Annotated in this window: 15 protein-coding genes and 1 rRNA gene; 13 read left to right on the top strand and 3 right to left on the bottom strand. The window is 65.3% G+C overall.

The genetic code is table 11. The annotated features are described in order from the left end of the window. Positions 1 to 146: 146 nt before the first annotated feature. A 5S ribosomal RNA gene (gene rrf, locus BLS91_RS17230) occupies positions 147 to 263 on the top strand. A 139-nt stretch (positions 264 to 402) separates the two neighbouring features. Here rrf and BLS91_RS17225 read toward each other — a convergent pair. The 3 genes from BLS91_RS17225 to BLS91_RS17215 are packed head-to-tail and all read right to left on the bottom strand — an operon-like array spanning position 403 to position 2824. Then, positions 403 to 1002, bottom strand: coding sequence for a TetR/AcrR family transcriptional regulator (locus BLS91_RS17225; RefSeq protein WP_092341982.1), 600 nt, complete (start codon positions 1000 to 1002; stop codon positions 403 to 405). 41 nt (positions 1003 to 1043) lie between these two features. Next, complete coding sequence (paaK, locus tag BLS91_RS17220; RefSeq protein WP_092341981.1) at positions 1044 to 2363, bottom strand: phenylacetate--CoA ligase PaaK; 1320 nt, start codon at positions 2361 to 2363, stop codon at positions 1044 to 1046. Positions 2364 to 2380: 17 nt separating this feature from the next. Further along, the gene (locus tag BLS91_RS17215; protein WP_092341980.1) at positions 2381 to 2824 is read right to left on the bottom strand and encodes a hotdog fold thioesterase; all 444 of its coding nucleotides are present in this window, start codon (positions 2822 to 2824) and stop codon (positions 2381 to 2383) included. 199 nt (positions 2825 to 3023) lie between these two features. Between BLS91_RS17215 and paaA the strand changes: the two genes are divergently transcribed. From paaA to BLS91_RS17155, 12 genes are all read left to right on the top strand, one after another. Then, positions 3024 to 4013: a 1,2-phenylacetyl-CoA epoxidase subunit PaaA gene (paaA, locus tag BLS91_RS17210; protein WP_174774960.1), complete on the top strand. Its 990-nt coding sequence runs from the start codon at positions 3024 to 3026 to the stop codon at positions 4011 to 4013. Next, positions 4010 to 4315 carry a 1,2-phenylacetyl-CoA epoxidase subunit PaaB gene (paaB, locus tag BLS91_RS17205; protein ID WP_092106867.1) on the top strand — a complete coding sequence of 102 codons (306 nt, stop codon included), beginning with the start codon at positions 4010 to 4012 and terminating at the stop codon, positions 4313 to 4315. The genes paaA and paaB overlap by 4 nt, the downstream gene beginning before the upstream one ends. A gap of 5 nt (positions 4316 to 4320) precedes the next feature. Beyond that, a complete protein-coding gene (gene paaC / locus BLS91_RS17200; RefSeq protein ID WP_092341989.1) occupies positions 4321 to 5163 on the top strand; it encodes a 1,2-phenylacetyl-CoA epoxidase subunit PaaC in 843 nt (280 codons plus the stop codon). Positions 5164 to 5180: 17 nt separating this feature from the next. Further along, entirely contained in the window at positions 5181 to 5702 is a 522-nt protein-coding gene (gene paaD / locus BLS91_RS17195) for a 1,2-phenylacetyl-CoA epoxidase subunit PaaD (protein WP_241983041.1), read from the top strand. Next, complete coding sequence (gene paaE, locus BLS91_RS17190) at positions 5702 to 6853, top strand: 1,2-phenylacetyl-CoA epoxidase subunit PaaE (RefSeq protein WP_092341978.1); 1152 nt, start codon at positions 5702 to 5704, stop codon at positions 6851 to 6853. The genes paaD and paaE overlap by 1 nt, the downstream gene beginning before the upstream one ends. A gap of 27 nt (positions 6854 to 6880) precedes the next feature. After that, complete coding sequence (locus BLS91_RS17185) at positions 6881 to 7654, top strand: enoyl-CoA hydratase/isomerase family protein (RefSeq protein WP_092341988.1); 774 nt, start codon at positions 6881 to 6883, stop codon at positions 7652 to 7654. A gap of 170 nt (positions 7655 to 7824) precedes the next feature. Continuing rightward, the gene (locus BLS91_RS17180) at positions 7825 to 8451 is read left to right on the top strand and encodes a hypothetical protein (protein WP_092341977.1); all 627 of its coding nucleotides are present in this window, start codon (positions 7825 to 7827) and stop codon (positions 8449 to 8451) included. Between the two features lie 99 nt (positions 8452 to 8550). Next, positions 8551 to 9192, top strand: a complete 642-nt coding sequence (locus tag BLS91_RS17175; protein ID WP_092341976.1) for a copper resistance CopC family protein — start codon at positions 8551 to 8553, stop codon at positions 9190 to 9192. A 73-nt stretch (positions 9193 to 9265) separates the two neighbouring features. Beyond that, positions 9266 to 11326: a DNA helicase RecQ gene (gene recQ / locus BLS91_RS17170; RefSeq protein ID WP_420838511.1), complete on the top strand. Its 2061-nt coding sequence runs from the start codon at positions 9266 to 9268 to the stop codon at positions 11324 to 11326. Between the two features lie 277 nt (positions 11327 to 11603). Further along, positions 11604 to 13712, top strand: a complete 2109-nt coding sequence (locus tag BLS91_RS17165; RefSeq protein WP_092341975.1) for an acyl-CoA dehydrogenase family protein — start codon at positions 11604 to 11606, stop codon at positions 13710 to 13712. A gap of 147 nt (positions 13713 to 13859) precedes the next feature. Continuing rightward, positions 13860 to 14792: an ABC transporter ATP-binding protein gene (locus BLS91_RS17160; protein ID WP_092341974.1), complete on the top strand. Its 933-nt coding sequence runs from the start codon at positions 13860 to 13862 to the stop codon at positions 14790 to 14792. Beyond that, positions 14789 to 15634: an ABC-2 transporter permease gene (locus BLS91_RS17155; RefSeq protein WP_092341973.1), complete on the top strand. Its 846-nt coding sequence runs from the start codon at positions 14789 to 14791 to the stop codon at positions 15632 to 15634. Before BLS91_RS17160 ends, BLS91_RS17155 begins: the two co-directional genes overlap by 4 nt. Positions 15635 to 16898 lie beyond the last annotated feature (1264 nt).

Genomic DNA, 16898 nt, shown 5'->3' with positions numbered 1-16898 from the left:
AATAAGCCGATAATTTGATAACACTCAGTTTGAAGAAGCTGCTTTAGCGTCCACTATGTGGTTCTCGATGTACGGTCGAGAACAACGTCCTCGTCACGAGGACTCTATATAACTACATAATATAGAATCGATTCATCGCAAGATGTTTCGGCGGCTATAGCGAGAGGGAAACGCCCGGTCACATTCCGAACCCGGAAGCTAAGACTCTCAGCGCCGATGGTACTGCAGGGGGGACCCTGTGGGAGAGTAGGACACCGCCGGACTTAACGTAGAAACACCAGGAAAGCCATCCCTCCGGGGATGGCTTTCCTGCGTTAACAGGCCACCCACGCGGGTGCCCTGTTTTCGTTTGGCAAGACGAAAGGCCACGCACAGTGTGCGTGGCCTTTCGATATTCAACAGCTAGCGACGGCGGAGGCCGTCCAGGGCCACGGCGAGCACGTCGTCGGCGAGGTGCGCGGCATCTTCGGGGCCTTCTGCGCGGTACCACTCGGCAATGGAGTTGACCATGCCGAAGAGCAGACGCGTGACGACTCGCGGGTCGATGTCGCTGCGAAGCGAGCCCTCGTCGCGGGCCTCGACGACGAGCGTTGAGACGGCACGGTCAAAAGCGCGGCGGCGGGTCAGCGCATCGCGCTCGACCTCGGTGTTGCCGCGCACCCGCAGGAGCAGCGTCACGTAGGGCAGCCGATCGGCGAGCACGAGCACGGCGCCGCGGAGCACGTAGGCCAGGCGGTCGATGGCGCTGCCGGTCACGGCGCCGGACTCGCGCAGAACGCCCTCGAGACCGTTGAGGGCCTCGTCGAGGGCGAGCTGCAGAACTTCATCTTTGGAGGAGAAGTGGTGGTAGATGGCCGCCTTCGAGAGGGACAGGCGGGTTGCGAGCACCCCCATTGAGGTGGCGTCGTAGCCGAATTCATTGAATGCGGTGACGGCGATCGCCAGGATGGCGCGTTGGTCGTAGCCGGGGCGCCCGCGTTTGGGGGTGTGTACGTCAGACATAGGTCTTGAGTCTCTCACGCAGGCGTGCCAGCTACGACCGATTAGCGCAGGTCGTAGACGCGCTTGTGCTTTCCGGTGCTGCGCTCCAGGGTACCCGGTTCGACGATGAGCACGTTGACGCTCGAGCCGATCCTGTCCTTGATGAGGGCGATCAGCAGGGCGCGAGCGACAGCCGAGGCGGCATCGTCGGCGTGCTCGTGCCGCTCGATGCGCACGGTGAGCTCGTCCATGCGCGACGGCCGGGTCAGCTCGAGCACAAAATGCGGGGAGAGGTGCTCGATGCCGAGCACGATCTCTTCGATCTGGGTCGGGAACAGGTTGACCCCGCGCAGAATGATCATGTCGTCGTTGCGGCCGGTGATTTTCTCCATGCGGCGCATGCCGGGCCGAGCGGTGCCGGGAAGCAGGCGGGTCAGGTCGCGGGTGCGGTAGCGGATGACCGGAAAGGCCTCCTTGGTGAGCGACGTGAAGACGAGCTCACCGGTTTCGCCGTCCGGGAGCGCAACGCCGGTGTCGCCGTTGATGATCTCCGGCAGAAAGTGGTCTTCCCAGAGGTGCGGGCCATCCTTCGACTCGATGCATTCGTTGCCGACGCCCGGCCCCATGACCTCGCTGAGGCCATAGATGTCGAGTGCGTCAAAATCGAGACGGTCCTCGAGCTCGAGACGCATCTGGTTGGTCCACGGCTCCGCACCGAGCACCCCGGCCTTGAGGCTCGAGCGTCGGGGGTCGAGGCCGGCTGCGACCATGGCATCGGTGATGGTCAGCAGGTAACTCGGCGTTGACAAAATCACGTCGGGCTCGAAGTCGGTGATCATCTGCACCTGCTTGTTGGTCTGGCCACCCGACATGGGGATGGCACAGGCACCGAGTGCTTCAATGCCGGCGTGGGCGCCGAGTCCGCCGGTGAACAGCCCGTAGCCATAGGCGTTGTGCACCTTCATGCCGGGCCGCACTCCGGATGCGCGCAGGCTGCGGGCCACCAGACCAGACCACATGGCGAGGTCGTTCTTGGTGTAGCCGACCACCGTGGGCAACCCGGTGGTACCCGACGACGTGTGAATGCGCGCAACCTGGTCCATCGGCACCGCGAACATGCCGAACGGATACGAGACGCGCAGGTCTTCCTTGGTCGTGAACGGCAGCAACGCCACGTCTTCGAGGGTACGAACGTCGTCGGGGTGCACGCCGGCAGCATCAAATTTGCGCGTATACAGAGGTACGTTCGCGTAGGCGTGCCGCACGGTGCGCTGCAGGCGGGTGAGCTGCAGCGCGCGAATCTCGTCGCGGTCCAGGCGCTCGGCCGCGTCGAGTTCTGCGAGAGCCGGTGCGTGCAGACGGGTCTTGGTCAGCGTTGACATGATGCCTTCCGGAAGGGTTAGAGGTGGTTGCGGGCAGGGACGGGCAGGTTGGTGGTGCGGCTGCGGCCGCGAAATTCGGCCACGGTGACGTCGTCGCCGATCGCGTCTCCGTTGACAGCCACGCGCACGTCGTAGATGCCGCTCCGACCGCTCTTCACGCGCAGCAGCGCGGTCGCGGTGAGATTCTGGCCGCTCGTGGTGGGCTTCAGAAACGTGATGTCGGCGCCGGCGGCAAGGGTGACGTGGTGCGAATCGTTGCAGGCGATGGCGAAGGCCGTGTCGGCGAGGGCGAACACGAAACCGCCGTGGGTCACATCGAAACCGTTGAGCATGTCGTCGCGTACGACCATCGAGACGACGGAATGACCCGGCTCATTGCGGTGCACGATCATGCCGAGAGAAGCAGATGCCCGGTCGCGCTGCATCATGGCCTCACTACCTACGGGCAGTGCTTCCGTCATTCGGTTCTCCTCGTTGAGTTGCCGTGCAGGTCGGGGGTTGCCCGACCGATAATGTGACTATATACTAACTGAACGATCGGTTGGTAATAGATTGCCGATCCGTGCGCAAAATTCCCGACGTGCATCACCTTAGCGTCGCCAGCTTGTGCACGATTACGATCCGACCACGACCACCGCAGTCAACGCAGACCAGGAGCCGATGATGACAAGCACCATCACGCCCGATACGAGCGCACCCGTCGCTATCAGCGTCGAAGAACAGCAGTTCAACGATCTGATCGAAGCCGATTCGCGCATTGAGCCGCGCGACTGGATGCCCGAGGGCTACCGCAAGTCGCTCGTACGACAGATCTCGCAGCACGCGCACTCCGAGATCATCGGTATGCAGCCCGAGTCGAACTGGATCACGCGCGCCCCGAGCCTCAAGCGCAAGGCCATCCTCATGGCCAAGGTGCAGGACGAAGCCGGTCACGGCCTCTACCTCTATTCCGCCGCGCAAACCCTGGGCGCTACCCGCGACGACATGACGGATGCCCTCATCGCCGGCAAGGCTCGCTACTCGAGTATCTTCAACTACCCGACCCCGAGCTGGGCCGACATGGGCTCGATCGGCTGGCTCGTCGACGGCGCAGCCATCTGCAACCAGGTGCCGCTCTGCCGCGCCTCCTACGGCCCGTACGGCCGCGCGATGGTGCGTATCTGCAAGGAAGAATCCTTTCACCAGCGCCAGGGTTTCGAGATTCTGCTCGAGCTCATGCAGGGCACCGAGGAGCAGCGCCAGATGGCGCAGGACTCGGTCAACCGCTGGTACTGGCCCGCACTCATGATGTTCGGACCGCCCGACGACGACTCGCCCAACTCGGCGCAGTCGATGGCCTGGAAGATCAAGCGCCACTCCAACGACGAGCTGCGTCAGCGTTTCGTGAATATGCTCGTTCCGCAGGCAGCGGTGCTCGGCGTCACCCTGCCCGACCCCGACCTGCACTTCAACGAAGAAACCCAGCAGTGGGACCTCGGCGAGATTGACTGGACCGAGTTCCACGAGGTGCTCGCCGGTCGCGGTCCCAACAATGCCCAGCGCTTGCAGCGTCGCCGTGACGCCCACGACGAGGGTGCCTGGGTGCGCGAAGCCGCGGCCGCTTATGCCCACAAACAGTCCGCACGAACCGAAGAAATGGCAGCCAAATGACGACTCCCGGCGATTCCGCAGCAGAAATCTGGCCCCTCTGGGAGGTCTTCGTGCGTTCCAACCGTGGCCTGAGCCACGTTCACGTCGGGTCCCTACACGCCCCAGACGAGACCCTCGCCGTGCGTAACGCCCGCGACCTGTACACCCGCCGCAGTGAGGGCGTCTCGGTCTGGGTCGTACCCGCCGCCGCCATCACCACGAGTGACCCCGACGCCAAGGGCGCCTTCTTCGAATCGCCCGCTGGCAAGAACTACCGCCACGCGAGCTACTACTCCAAGAGTGAGGGAGTGAAGCACCTGTGAGCGAAATTAAAGCGGATGCCCCCGCCAACGACCACGAAGATGCCCACGGCCACGTCGCGGTCGACGTCTCCACGCTCGACGCCGAGCTTATCGAGGGTCCGTCTCAGGCGACGGCCGACATCGCCGAATACGCGCTCTGGCTCGGGGACGACTCGCTCGTTCTGGCCCAGCAGCTCGGCGCCTGGATCTCCCGTGCCCCAGAGCTCGAAGAAGACGTCGCCCTCGGCAACGTGGCCCTCGACCTGATCGGCCACGCCCGGTCGCTGCTGCACTATGCCGGAACCGCCACGGACCGCAGCGAAGACGACCTCGCCTACTGGCGCACCGAGCCTGATTTTCGCTCGCTGCACATCGTCGAACAGCCCAACGGCGACTTCGCACACACCATCGCGCGCCAGTTCATCGTGTCCCACTACCTGTTCGAGTTGTACAGCCGGCTGCGGGCATCCGCTGATGCGACCCTCGCCGCGATCGCCGCCAAAGCGGTGAAAGAGGTCGACTACCACCGTGACCACTCGACCCAGTGGGTGCTGCGTCTCGCGCAGGGTACCGACGAGTCGCGTCACCGTATGATCACCGCGCTAAGTGACCTGTGGCCCTACGTCGAGGAGATTTTTCGCGACGACACGCTCATCGACCGCCTCGAAGGCATCGCGGTGCGCCCGTCGAGCCTGCGTCCGGCGTTCGACGCGGCCATCGCGCCGGTGCTCGCCGAGGCCGAACTCGAAATTCCGCGCGGTTTCGTTGCTTCCGGCGGCGGCCGCACGGGCAACCACTCCGAACACCTCGCCTTTCTGCTCGCCGAAATGCAGGTGCTCACCCGCGCCCACCCCGGAGCGTCCTGGTGACCACGCAGGTGCACGAGATCGTCGCCCGTCCGCGCCCCGCCGACGCGGCATCCCTCGCGGCCTGGACGATCGCCGCCCAGGTCGTCGACCCCGAGATTCCGGTGCTCACCATCGAAGACCTCGGTGTGCTGCGCTCCGTGAACGTGACCAGCGATGCCGTCGCCGTCACGCTGACGCCGACCTATAGCGGATGCCCCGCCATGGACGCCATGCGCGACGACGTTCTCGGGGTACTCACCACCGCCGGCTACCAGAACGTGTCGGTGCGGCTCGTGCTGAGCCCGGCGTGGACCACCGACTGGATGAGCGAGATCGGCAAGGCCAAACTCCGCGAATACGGTATCGCCGCCCCCACCGGGCATGCAACTGTGCGCAGCTCAGGGCCGGCCGGCCCGATCAGTCTGAAAATGGCTGTGAAATGCCCGCGCTGCTCCTCGCTCAACACCCGCGAGCTCGCGCACTTCGGTTCCACCTCCTGCAAGTCCCTCTACGAATGCCGAGACTGCCTCGAGCCGTTCGACTACTTCAAGGTGCTCTAATGGCTGCAACACGTCTCGAATCCACCAACCAGGGCGCCACGACCCTGGCACCGGTCAAGCACCGCGCACGCTTCCATACCCTGACAGTGGCCGAAGTACGCCCGCTCACCGCCGACAGCGTCGAGGTCACCTTCACCGTTCCGCCCAAACTGCAGGGCGCGTTCGACTACCTGCCCGGCCAGCACCTCGCCCTGCGCGCCACAATCGAAGGCCAGGAACTGCGCCGCAGCTACTCGATCTGCCGGCCCGCGGCGAGCCACGGGGGCCAGATCAGCGTCGCCATCAAGCGCGACCTCGGCGGTGCCTTCTCCACCTGGGCCAACAGCGAACTGCACCCCGGCGACGAGATCGACGTGATGAGCCCGCAGGGCAACTTCACCTCGACCCTGCACAACCTTGATCACAAGCACGTGGTTGGCGTAGCTGCCGGCTCGGGTATCACCCCGCTCATGGCGCTCGCGCACACCGTGCTCGCCGCGTCCGAGACGTCGACGTTCACCCTCGTCTATACCAACCGCACCGCCCTCGACGTGATGTTCCTCGACGAACTGGCCGAGCTCAAGGACCGCTACCCGGCCCGTCTCGCGCTGTACCACGTGCTGTCGCGTGAGCAGCGGTCGTCGTCGCTGCTCTCCGGCCGCATCGACGAAGAGAAGTTTCGGCGCATGCTCGACACCATTCTGCGTCCGGCGACGGTCGATGAGTGGTTCCTGTGCGGTCCGTTCGAACTCGTGCAGCTCTGCCGTGACACCCTCGAGAGCACCGGAGTAGAGCGGTCGCACGTGCGGTTCGAGCTGTTCACCACCGGTGAGCCCTCGGCCGCGAGCGGCGACCGCGGCCGGCCCGTCATCATCGGCCAGGGCGACAAAACCTTCCAGATCGAATTCACCCTCGACGGCCAGAGCAACACGGTGACCACTCCGATCAACGCGAACGAGAGCATCCTGAACGCTGCCCTGCGGGTACGCCCCGATGTTCCGTTCGCTTGCGCCGGCGGCGTCTGCGGAACCTGCCGCGCCAAGCTGGTCAGCGGCGATGTCACGATGACCGAGAACTACGCGCTCGAGCCCGAAGAGCTCGCTCGCGGTTACGTGCTCACCTGCCAGTCGCACCCGACCACCGACACCGTCGTCGTCGACTACGACGTCTAGCTTCAACCCCTCAGAAAGCGGATGTACGTGATTGAGCTCTCGATAGACAACAACGTCGCCCACGTGGTGCTGAACGCGCCCGACAAACTCAACGCCCTCGATGAGGCCGCGATCGTCGAACTCGACGCGGCCTACCAGGAAGCCGAGCGGGTCGGCGTGCGTGCGCTGGTGCTGAGTGGCGAGGGTCGGGCCTTCTGCGCCGGCCGCGACATTTCGGCCGTCGATCCGCGCACCGATGACGTGCTCGGGTATCTCGGCGACCTCGTCACCCCGCTGCTTCAGCGCATGAGCCGGTTTCCGGCTCCCACCTTCGCGGCGGCGCACGGCGCCTGCCTCGGCGTGGGGCTCGGCCTGCTCATCGCCACCGACGTGGTCTACGTCGCCGACACCGCCAAGATCGGCTCGCCGTTCGCGAACCTCGGCGCCACGCTCGACTCCGGCGGACACGCCCTGTTCGTGGAACGTCTCGGTGCTCACCGCACCCTCGACCTGATCTACAGCGGCCGCCTCATGTCCGGGACCGAGGCCGTCGCCGGCGGACTGTTCAGCCAGGTTTTCGCGGCCGCGGAACTGACCGAGGCGACCGTGCAGGCGGCGACACGCGCGGCATCCGGTGCCACCCAGGCTTTTCTCGCGAGCAAAGCGCTCGTGCAGTCACTGCGTGACGAACGCCTCGGGCTGTGGCAGAGCATGAGCGCCGAGACCGCAGCCCAGGCCGCGCTGTGCGCTACCGGCGACTACCGCGAGGGTTTCGCCGCCTTCCAGGAGAAGCGCAAGCCCGCTTTCACCGGTCGCGCCTGACCTGTCCCGGAGTTGATCGCGGTCCCCGAAAGAGTGCGGTCGAATTGGGGCTGGCACCCGAATCTCCTGAATAAGCCACCACTGTGGGACTGTGGAATGCATCGCCGTGCAGTTGATAAAACACACCCAGGTCGACCGGCTACTCTGGAGGAGACCGGAGAGGGGCCTCAATGCACACACGCTGGGCCCGCTTCGCGCGCGGCTGGATCGTCGCCGTGTTCTCGACCTTTGTCGCTGCCCTCTCGCACACGCTCGGCGGCGCCGCGGCGCCCGGCCTTCTGGCCGTCGTCGTGTCGCTCGCCTTTGCCGGCATGGTCTGCGTCGCCCTCGCGGGCCGCACCCTGTCCTTCTGGCGAGGCGCAGCATCCGTTTTGATCAGCCAATTCATCTTTCACGGGCTATTCTCGCTCGGAGCGCCGGGTGGGGCACTCGGCGCCGGGGCCGGTGCCGCACCCGGCACGCACCAGCACGCGGCGCCGCCCGAGCTGATCGACCCGATGGTTCTCGGCTCGACCACGCCCATGGCCCACGATTCCACGGCCATGTGGGGCGCTCACTTCGGTGCCGCGATCGTGACGATTCTGGCCCTGCGGTACGCGGAACGCGCGTTCTGGGGCCTGGTCGAGAACGTGCGTCTGGGCATCCGCACGCTGTTCGTTCCGGCCCACCTGGTGGTGCCGGTCGAGGCCCCGCAGCGCATTCGTCACGATGCGCCGGTATTGTCACCGCGCGATTTGGTTCTGGTGTTGTCGGCGATGCGGCATCGTGGTCCGCCTGCCTGCGCGCTCGCAGCCTGAACCGCAACCCGACCAGTTCGCCCATCGCACCGAACGAGTAGCAGAGGCTTCGCCCTGCACTATTCGAGTAGCGCCGGGCACCCACGTTTAAGGACAATCATGACGTTCACCACGCCCAAATCTACCGCCGCGGCCGCTCGCACTCTCTTCGCGGCCGCCGTTATTGCTCTGGCTCTCGGCTGGGGCGCGGCCCCGGCGTCGGCCCACAACGACGAGATTGGTTCCTCACCCGAGGCCGGCTCGGTCGTGACCGAGCAGCCCGGTGAATTCTCCGTCACCACGAGCGATCTGCTCCTGGATCTCGGCGGAACCGGAGCGGGAAGCGCCATGGTCGTAACCGGCCCGGCCGACGCGCCGCTTTTCTATGGCGACGGGTGCGCCATAGTCTCTGGCGCCACAGTCGAGACCGCCGCGCAGCTCGGCGCTGCCGGGCAATACACGGTGATTTGGCAGACGGTTTCCATCGACGGCCACCCCATCTCCGATGAGTTCACCTTCGACTGGCAGCCCGCCGCCGACCAGGTACTCGCCGACGGGGTCGCCACGGCTCCAACCTGCGGCACGACAGCGGATGCCGCCACACCGGATTCCGCCACATCGCCGCCCGCAGACCTCGGCGCGACCAGTTCCGGCTCCGAAAGCTCGGTCTCGACGTTCGTCTGGATCGGCGGAACCCTGGCGGCTGTGCTCCTGGCCGCCGCCGCGACCCTGCTGCTCCTGCGCCGCAAGCCCCGCCCCTAACCGCCCCCACCCAACTCGGAGGGGGAGAGGCGCGCGGGGGTACGTGTCAGGGGGCCCGGGTAAAGTTGGGCAGGTGAGTTGGAATGCTGAGCTGCCCTGGAACCCTGACGACGTCGAACCACCTCGCGACTTTGACGCACCGAGTGACTTCGACGCCCCCGAAGACTTCGATGCGCCGCCGCCCAAAGCTGACCGCCAGTTCGGCGAGCGGCAGCCGGCCTACTCGGGCGCGGCATCCGCTTCGCAGAGACCCGGCAGTCAGCAGCTGACTGCCGCTCGCGCCACCGCACCGATTCGCGCCGCCACCCGCAAGTTCGCCACCGCGGCCGAGGCCCTGCACACCGTGTTCGGCTATGACTCGTTCCGTGGTGATCAGGCCGAGATCATTGCTCAGGTCGTCGACGGCAAAGACGCCGTCGTGCTCATGCCCACCGGCGGCGGCAAGAGCCTGTGCTACCAGATTCCAGCGCTGGTTCGGCCAGGCACAGGCATCGTCGTGTCGCCGCTGATTGCCCTCATGCAAGACCAAGTGGATGCGCTCACCGCTGTGGGCGTGCGCGCTGAGTTCCTCAACTCCAGCCAGGACTCGCAGACCCGCGGCCAGGTGGAGCGCGACTACTTGAACGGCGACCTCGATCTGCTCTACGTCGCCCCCGAGCGGCTCTCCAATGAGGGCACCAAGCGGCTGCTCGAGCGTGGAACCATCGCCCTGTTCGCCATCGACGAAGCCCACTGTGTGTCGCAGTGGGGTCATGACTTTCGTCCGGACTACCTGGCCCTGGGCGAGCTGGCCGACCGCTGGCCCGACGTGCCGCGCATCGCGCTCACCGCCACCGCAACGGATGCCACCCACCAGGAGATCACCACCCGCCTGCAGATGGGCGACGCCAAACATTTCGTGGCGAGCTTCGACCGGCCCAATATTCAGTACCGCATCGTCGGCAAAGCTGAGGTGCGCAAGCAGCTGCTCTCTTTCCTGAAAACCGAGCACCCGGGCGACTCCGGGATCGTCTACGCGCTCAGCCGCAAGACCGTCGATGCGACCGCCGAGTTTTTGCGTCAGAACGGGGTCAACGCTCTGCCGTACCACGCCGGCCTCGACGCGGGACTTCGCGCTCGCACCCAGTCCCGGTTCCTGCGCGAGGAGGGCGTTGTCATTGTCGCGACCATCGCCTTCGGCATGGGAATTGACAAGCCCGACGTGCGCTTCGTCGCCCATATCGACCTGCCCAAATCGGTCGAGGGTTACTATCAGGAGACCGGTCGGGCCGGCCGCGACGGTGCCCCGGCCACTGCCTGGCTCGCCTACGGCCTGCAAGACGTGGTGCAGCAGCGCCGCATGATCGACGAGTCGCCGGGCGACCTCGGCCATCGGCGAAAGTTGTCCGCCCACCTCGACGCCATGCTCGCCCTGTGCGAGACGGTGCACTGTCGCCGGGTCAACCTGCTGCGCTATTTCGGCCAGACCAGCGAACCCTGCGGCAACTGTGACACGTGCCTAGAGCCACCCGAGGCCTGGGACGGCACGATCCCGGCCCAAAAGCTGCTCTCCACCATCGTGCGGCTGCACCGCGAACGCAACCAGAAGTTCGGTGCTGGCCACCTTATCGACATCCTCCGCGGCAAGGAAACACCGCGCGCCACCCAGTACCGGCACACCGAACTGAGCACCTGGGGACTGGGAGCCGACCTCAGCGACCAGGCCTGGCGCGGCGTCGTGCGCCAGATGCTGGCCCAGGGCCTGCTCGCCACGTCCGGCGAATACGGCACCCTCATACTGACGGATGCCGCGGCGCAGGTTCTCGGCGGAGGCCGCACGGTGCAGTTGCGCCGCGAACCAGACCGGCCGGCGCGCTCGAGTGCCGCCCGCCGGCCGAGCGCGGCAAAGGTTGCTGCCGCCGACCTCAGTACCGCGCAGGAAAGCCTGTTTGAGGCTCTGCGGGCCTGGCGCTCGGCGGAGTCGAAGGAGCAGGGCGTTCCCGCCTACATCGTTTTCGGCGACGCGACCCTCATCGCCGTCGCCGCGGCCAGCCCCACGACCCTCGCGGCGCTCGACGGTATCACCGGCATTGGCGCGAAGAAGCTCGAGGCCTACGGCGAAGCCCTGCTCGAGGTCGTCGCCGCCTCCGCCTGATCCCCGCCTCGCCGACCCGTGAGTTTCGACCCCAAAAAGACGGGCAAACGCCTTGATACTCACGGGGCGGCGGCGACTCCAGCAGTGAAGGGGCGTCAGTGGGCCGAGGTCTTGTGGAGGAACGCTGGTTCAAACGGCCCTAAGTTGTAGTGAACCTACAAAACCGATGCCGCGCGCGGCATATATCGTTGTCGCCCCCGTACCGCGCATTTCGCGACTGTACCCACGCGGCCCTAGCGTTGCGACCACCACTTCGCGCGAACAGTTAGGACCACCCATGGTTGACACAGCCCAGCGCTCCAGCACCCGATCGACGACGATCGACCACAGCCGCGATGTCAGCATCGACACCGGCCCCATCAAATCCATCGGCGACCCAACAGGGCCCGCGGTCAACGTCGAACAACTCGGGCGCCAGCTGCTCGGCACCTGGGCCGACGTGCGCCTCGCCGCCCGTGAGGTCACCGCGCGGCCCGACATGCAGCGCATCGAGGGTCTCTCCATGGCTGACCACCGGTTGCGCGTGCTCGAGCAGCTCAAGGTGCTCGCCGCCAACGGTCACGTGCTACGCGCCTTCCCCAAACACCTCGGCGGGCAGGACGACCATGGCGGAAACATCGCCGGCTTCGAAGAACTCGTCATCGCCGACCCGAGCCTGCAAATCAAAGGCGGCGTGCAATGGGGCCTGTTCGGTGCCGCCGTACTTCACCTCGGCACCAAGCCGCACCACGATAAATACCTGCCCGGCATCATGGACCTCTCCGTGCCCGGTGCCTTCGCCATGACCGAGATTGGCCACGGTTCCGACGTGGCGAGCATTGCGACCACCGCAACCTTCGATGCGGCGACCGGCGAGTTCGTCATCAACACCCCGTTTCGCGCCGCCTGGAAGGATTACCTCGGCAACGCCGCGAAAGACGGCATCGCCGCCGTGTTGTTCGCGCAGCTCATCACGCAGGGCGTCAATCACGGTGTGCACGCCTTCTACCTACCCATTCGGGGCATTGACGGCGACTTCCTCCCCGGCGTCGGCGGCGAAGACGACGGCCTCAAGGGTGGCCTCAACGGCATTGACAACGGCCGACTGCACTTCGACAACGTGCGCATCCCGCGCGAAAATCTGCTCAACCGCTACGGCGACGTCGCCGCAGACGGCACTTACTCCAGCCCGATTTCGAGCCCCGGCCGCCGCTTCTTCACCATGCTCGGCACGCTGGTGCAGGGTCGCGTATCGCTCGACGGGGCCGCCACCGCGGCATCTGCTCTCGCCCTGACCATCGCAATCACTTATGGAAGCCAGCGTCGCCAGTTCACCGCCGGCAGTGACACCGACGAAGAGGTTATCCTCGACTACCAGCGGCACCAGCGCCGCCTGTTTCCGCGCCTCGCCACGACCTACGCGCAGACCTTCGCGCACGACGAGTTTCTGGTGAAGTTCGACGACGTGTTTAGCGGCAAAACCGACACTGACGACGACCGGCAAGACCTCGAAACCCTGGCCGCCGCGCTCAAGCCGCTCTCGACCTGGCACGCACTCGACACCCTGCAGGAGGCGCGTGAGGCCTGCGGCGGCGCCGGCTTCATGGCCGAGAACCGCCTCGTGGGGCTGCGCGCCGACCTCGACATCTTCGCGACCTTCGAGGGCGACAACAACGTGCTGCTACAGCTCGTGGCCAAACGTCTGCTCACCGATTACAGTCGTAAATTCGCCACAGCGGATGCCGGCGCCCTCGCCCGCTACGTCGTGCAGCACGCCGCTGGTCGCGCTTACCACGGCACCGGCCTGCGCACCCTGGGCCAGTCCGTTGCCGACCGCGGTTCCACGGCCCGCTCGGTCGGTGCCCTCCGCGAGGCTGATGTTCAGCGCGAGCTGCTCACCGATCGGGTCGAGAGCATGATCGGCGAGGTTGCCGGCAAGCTGCGCGGCGCCACCAAGCTGCCGAAGAAACAGGCCGCCGACCTGTTCAACGCGCACCAGAACGAGCTGATCGAGGCGGCCAGGGCCCACGGCGAACTGCTGCAGTGGGAGTCGTTCACCCGGGCGCTCGACGCTACGACGGATGCCGGCACCAAGCAGGTTCTCACCTGGCTGCGCGACCTGTTCGGACTCGGTCTGGTGGAGAAAAACCTCGCCTGGTACCTCATCCACGGTCGGCTTTCGGCCCAGCGAGCCCAGGCGGTCACGGCCTACATCGACCGGCTGATTGCGCGCATCCGTCCGCACGCCCTCGATCTGGTTGACGCGTTCGGCTACTCGCAGGACCACCTGCGGGCCACGATCGCGAGTGGCATCGAACGTGAACGCCAGATCGAGGCGCGTGACTACTACGCCGACCAGCGGGCGTCCGGGACCGCTCCTGCACCCGAAAAACCGGTCAGGCGGTAAGGCGCCACACGTCGTACTCAGGTACGACATCGGTGGCGCACAACCATCCCCACGGTTGATGCGCCACAGCCGCCACAGACCGTACCGTTTGGTTGGGGGCTTCACAGCACGACACGGGGCCTCACCCACTACCGGAATGAGGCAGTCGTGATCCAGGCACAGTCCCTGACCAAGCACTACGGAAGCAAGACCGCGGTCGACGGGGTCGACTTCACGGTGCAGCCCGGCAAGGTCACCGGTTTTCTCGGGCCGAACGGCGCCGGCAAGTCCACCACCATGCGCATGATCGTGGGCCTTGACCGACCCAGCCTCGGCTCGGTCATCGTCAACGGAAAGCCGTACCACGAGCACAAGGCGCCCCTGCGTGAGGTCGGTGTGCTGCTCGACGCTAAAGCTGTGCACACCGGTCGCAGCGCCTACAACCACCTGCGCGCCATGGCCGCCACCCACAGCATCCCCACCAGTCGGGTGCACGAGGTCATCAACCTCACCGGTCTCGAGTCCGTCGCCCGCAAGCGCGTCGGCGGATTCTCGCTCGGCATGGGCCAGCGGCTCGGCATCGCCGCGGCGCTGCTCGGCGACCCGGCCACACTGATCCTCGACGAGCCGGTCAACGGCCTCGACCCAGAGGGCGTGCAGTGGGTTCGCAAGCTCACCAAGCAGCTCGCGGCCGAGGGCCGCACCGTGCTGCTCTCCTCGCACCTCATGAGTGAGATGGCCCTCACCGCCGACCACATCATCGTGCTCGGTCGCGGTCGGGTGATAGCGGATGCCTCGGTCGCTGAAATCATCGCCTCGGCAGCGCAGAATACGGTTCGCGTACGCACCCCGCACACTGCGGCCCTAGCAAGCCTGCTCGCGCAGGAAAACGTGACCATCACCAACGTCGAGCCGGACGTGCTCGAGATCACGGGACTTTCTGTGAACGAGATCGGCGACCGCGCTGCAGCCGCCCAGATCTCCCTGCACGAACTCGCGACGGTGAGTGCCTCGCTCGAAGATGCCTACATGAAACTCACCCAAAACGAAGTGGAATACCGCACGGGCGATACCCACACCGAAGAGGAGGCAGCCCGATGACCACCCAGACCGCGCCGACCACCACCCGCGCATCCTTCGTGCCGGCCGGATCGGGGCTCAGCTTCACCGGCCTCCTTCGTTCGGAAACCATCAAGCTGTGGAGCCTCCGCTCCACCTACTGGTCCTTCTCCCTCGTAGTTGTCGCTTCGCTCGGAATCGCGGTTCTGATGGCGTTCGCCATGTCGGCACAATCCATGGGATACGACGCCGAAACCGGTACCCCCATGGTTATGGGGGATGCGCAGTTGTTTGTGCTCGTCGCCACCACCGGCATCGGTTTCGGGCAGCTGATCGTTGCTGTTCTTGGCGTGCTGTCCATCAGTGGCGAGTACGCCAGTGGGATGATCAAGTCAACGCTCACCGCAGTGCCGAACCGCCTTCCCGCACTCTGGTCCAAAGTCATCGTGCTCTTCGCCTTCACCTTCCTGGTCGGACTGTTCAGTGTGGTCGGCTCATTCCTCGTGGCCATGCCCATTCTGGGATCCAAGGACATCACCGCGGACCTGTTCGACGTTGACGTGTTCCTGCCGCTGCTCGGAAATGTGCTGTTCCTCGCCCTCATCGCGGTTTTCGCTGTCGGAATTGGCACGATCCTGCGCAGCAGCGCCGGAGGCATCGCAACCGTGCTCGGAATCACTATGCTCCTGCCGGTGGTACTTGGCATACTTTCCAGTTTTGTCGAGTGGATTGGTGACATCATGCCGTTTCTGTTCACCACGGCGGGCACGGAGATAATCACCCCGAACACCATGGAATCCTGGCAGGCCTTACTGGTCGTCATGGCCTGGGTCGCCGTAAGCCTCGGCACGGCAGCTTTCCTGCTGAAGCGCCGCGACGCCTGACCCCTACCATCGAAGTATGAGCACAAAACCGTCTCCCTCCGTGCGCGGTCGTGCGCCGGGGAGACGTGCGCCAGAGCCTGACGCAGAAGGCCGTTATTGATTTCGTTCGTACCGCGCTGTCACGGTGAGTATGCCTGAAGAAGACCGAAACCTTGGAGGGGCTCGGGCAACTCGTTGAATAGGTCATTGAGCGCCGCGATCGCCCGTTCACTCTTGGTACCCAGTGGCAGTGGCAGTGGTATAGCGATCAGCAGACGCTTTGCCGTTCGATCAGGGTCACGATGAGTGAGGCGCTGTAGCAGCCCACGATCACGCCACGCTCCCAATGCCCTGGCCTGTGTCGATCGTCAGCCTCAGCCGGGCGATCCTTCTGCGGATCGAGGCCGGGTATCCGCGACCTCATTTCGCCCTATACGACCCGCCGTTGCGGATGTCGGCGCAGCCGCTTGGTGCGGAGTTTCACAGGCAATTCGGAATTGAGACCGGGCTATGCCTCCACGTAACATGGAGGTACAGATGGTCACCTACGAGACGCCATTGGTCTCGTCAGCCGGGAAGTCCGAGAGTTTCTGCTTGGAGATCTGTTGCGGAGAAAAGCACGCGTTCAGCTTGGATTCCACGTTCTGCCGCAGCCGATCGTCAAGGGCGAGTTTCCACAGTCGGGGCCGGCGTCTTCGAGCGTTCGGAGGACGTTTGGTTGGGGCCGCCCGATAGCTGCTCAAGCCGCCACGCAGTGCCTCGCGCGAAACGGTCGAGACCGACCGGCTCAGCTCGACAGCGATCGCTGTCCTGAACCGCTGCGCGGCGAGTCCGCGCGAAACTCTCACGCTCATCGGGCGATAGCGGCAAAGCCGACCGCGGCGTCTTCGCCCGTGGCCCACCCCGCGCGATTGCTTGAGCCAGAGACATTCGGTGGGCCTTGATATCCCGGCCAGTGTCGCAGGCTTTCGCAATGATGTACCAAAGGAACGCACCGAAAAGAATGTCATCCGTTGCTCCGGTGGCTTTGGTTTCCGTCCCATTCTCACTTTTTCGGCGAAGCTCACGAGGAGTTCGCTAGGCCACCCCGGTGCATTGACTGCTTGGAACTGTTAGTGCCTGGGGGCTACCTTTCCAAGAGCGGCGTTGAAATTCTCGGTTTCTGCTTACTTTGGCCAGTGGACCAAACCTGCGTCAGGCGTCTCGCGGTATTGGCCGTCAGGATCAGTGGCGGTGGGATCGGCAGTAGTGCGGAAAAGGTCCGCTGCCGCCCAAATGGGGAGCA

It is taken from the genome of Cryobacterium flavum, assembly GCF_900103805.1.
Classification (GTDB): Bacteria; Actinomycetota; Actinomycetes; order Actinomycetales; family Microbacteriaceae; genus Cryobacterium; species Cryobacterium flavum.
The sequence above is the reverse complement of the archived record's forward strand: the minus strand, read 5'-3'. Positions and strand labels throughout refer to the sequence as shown.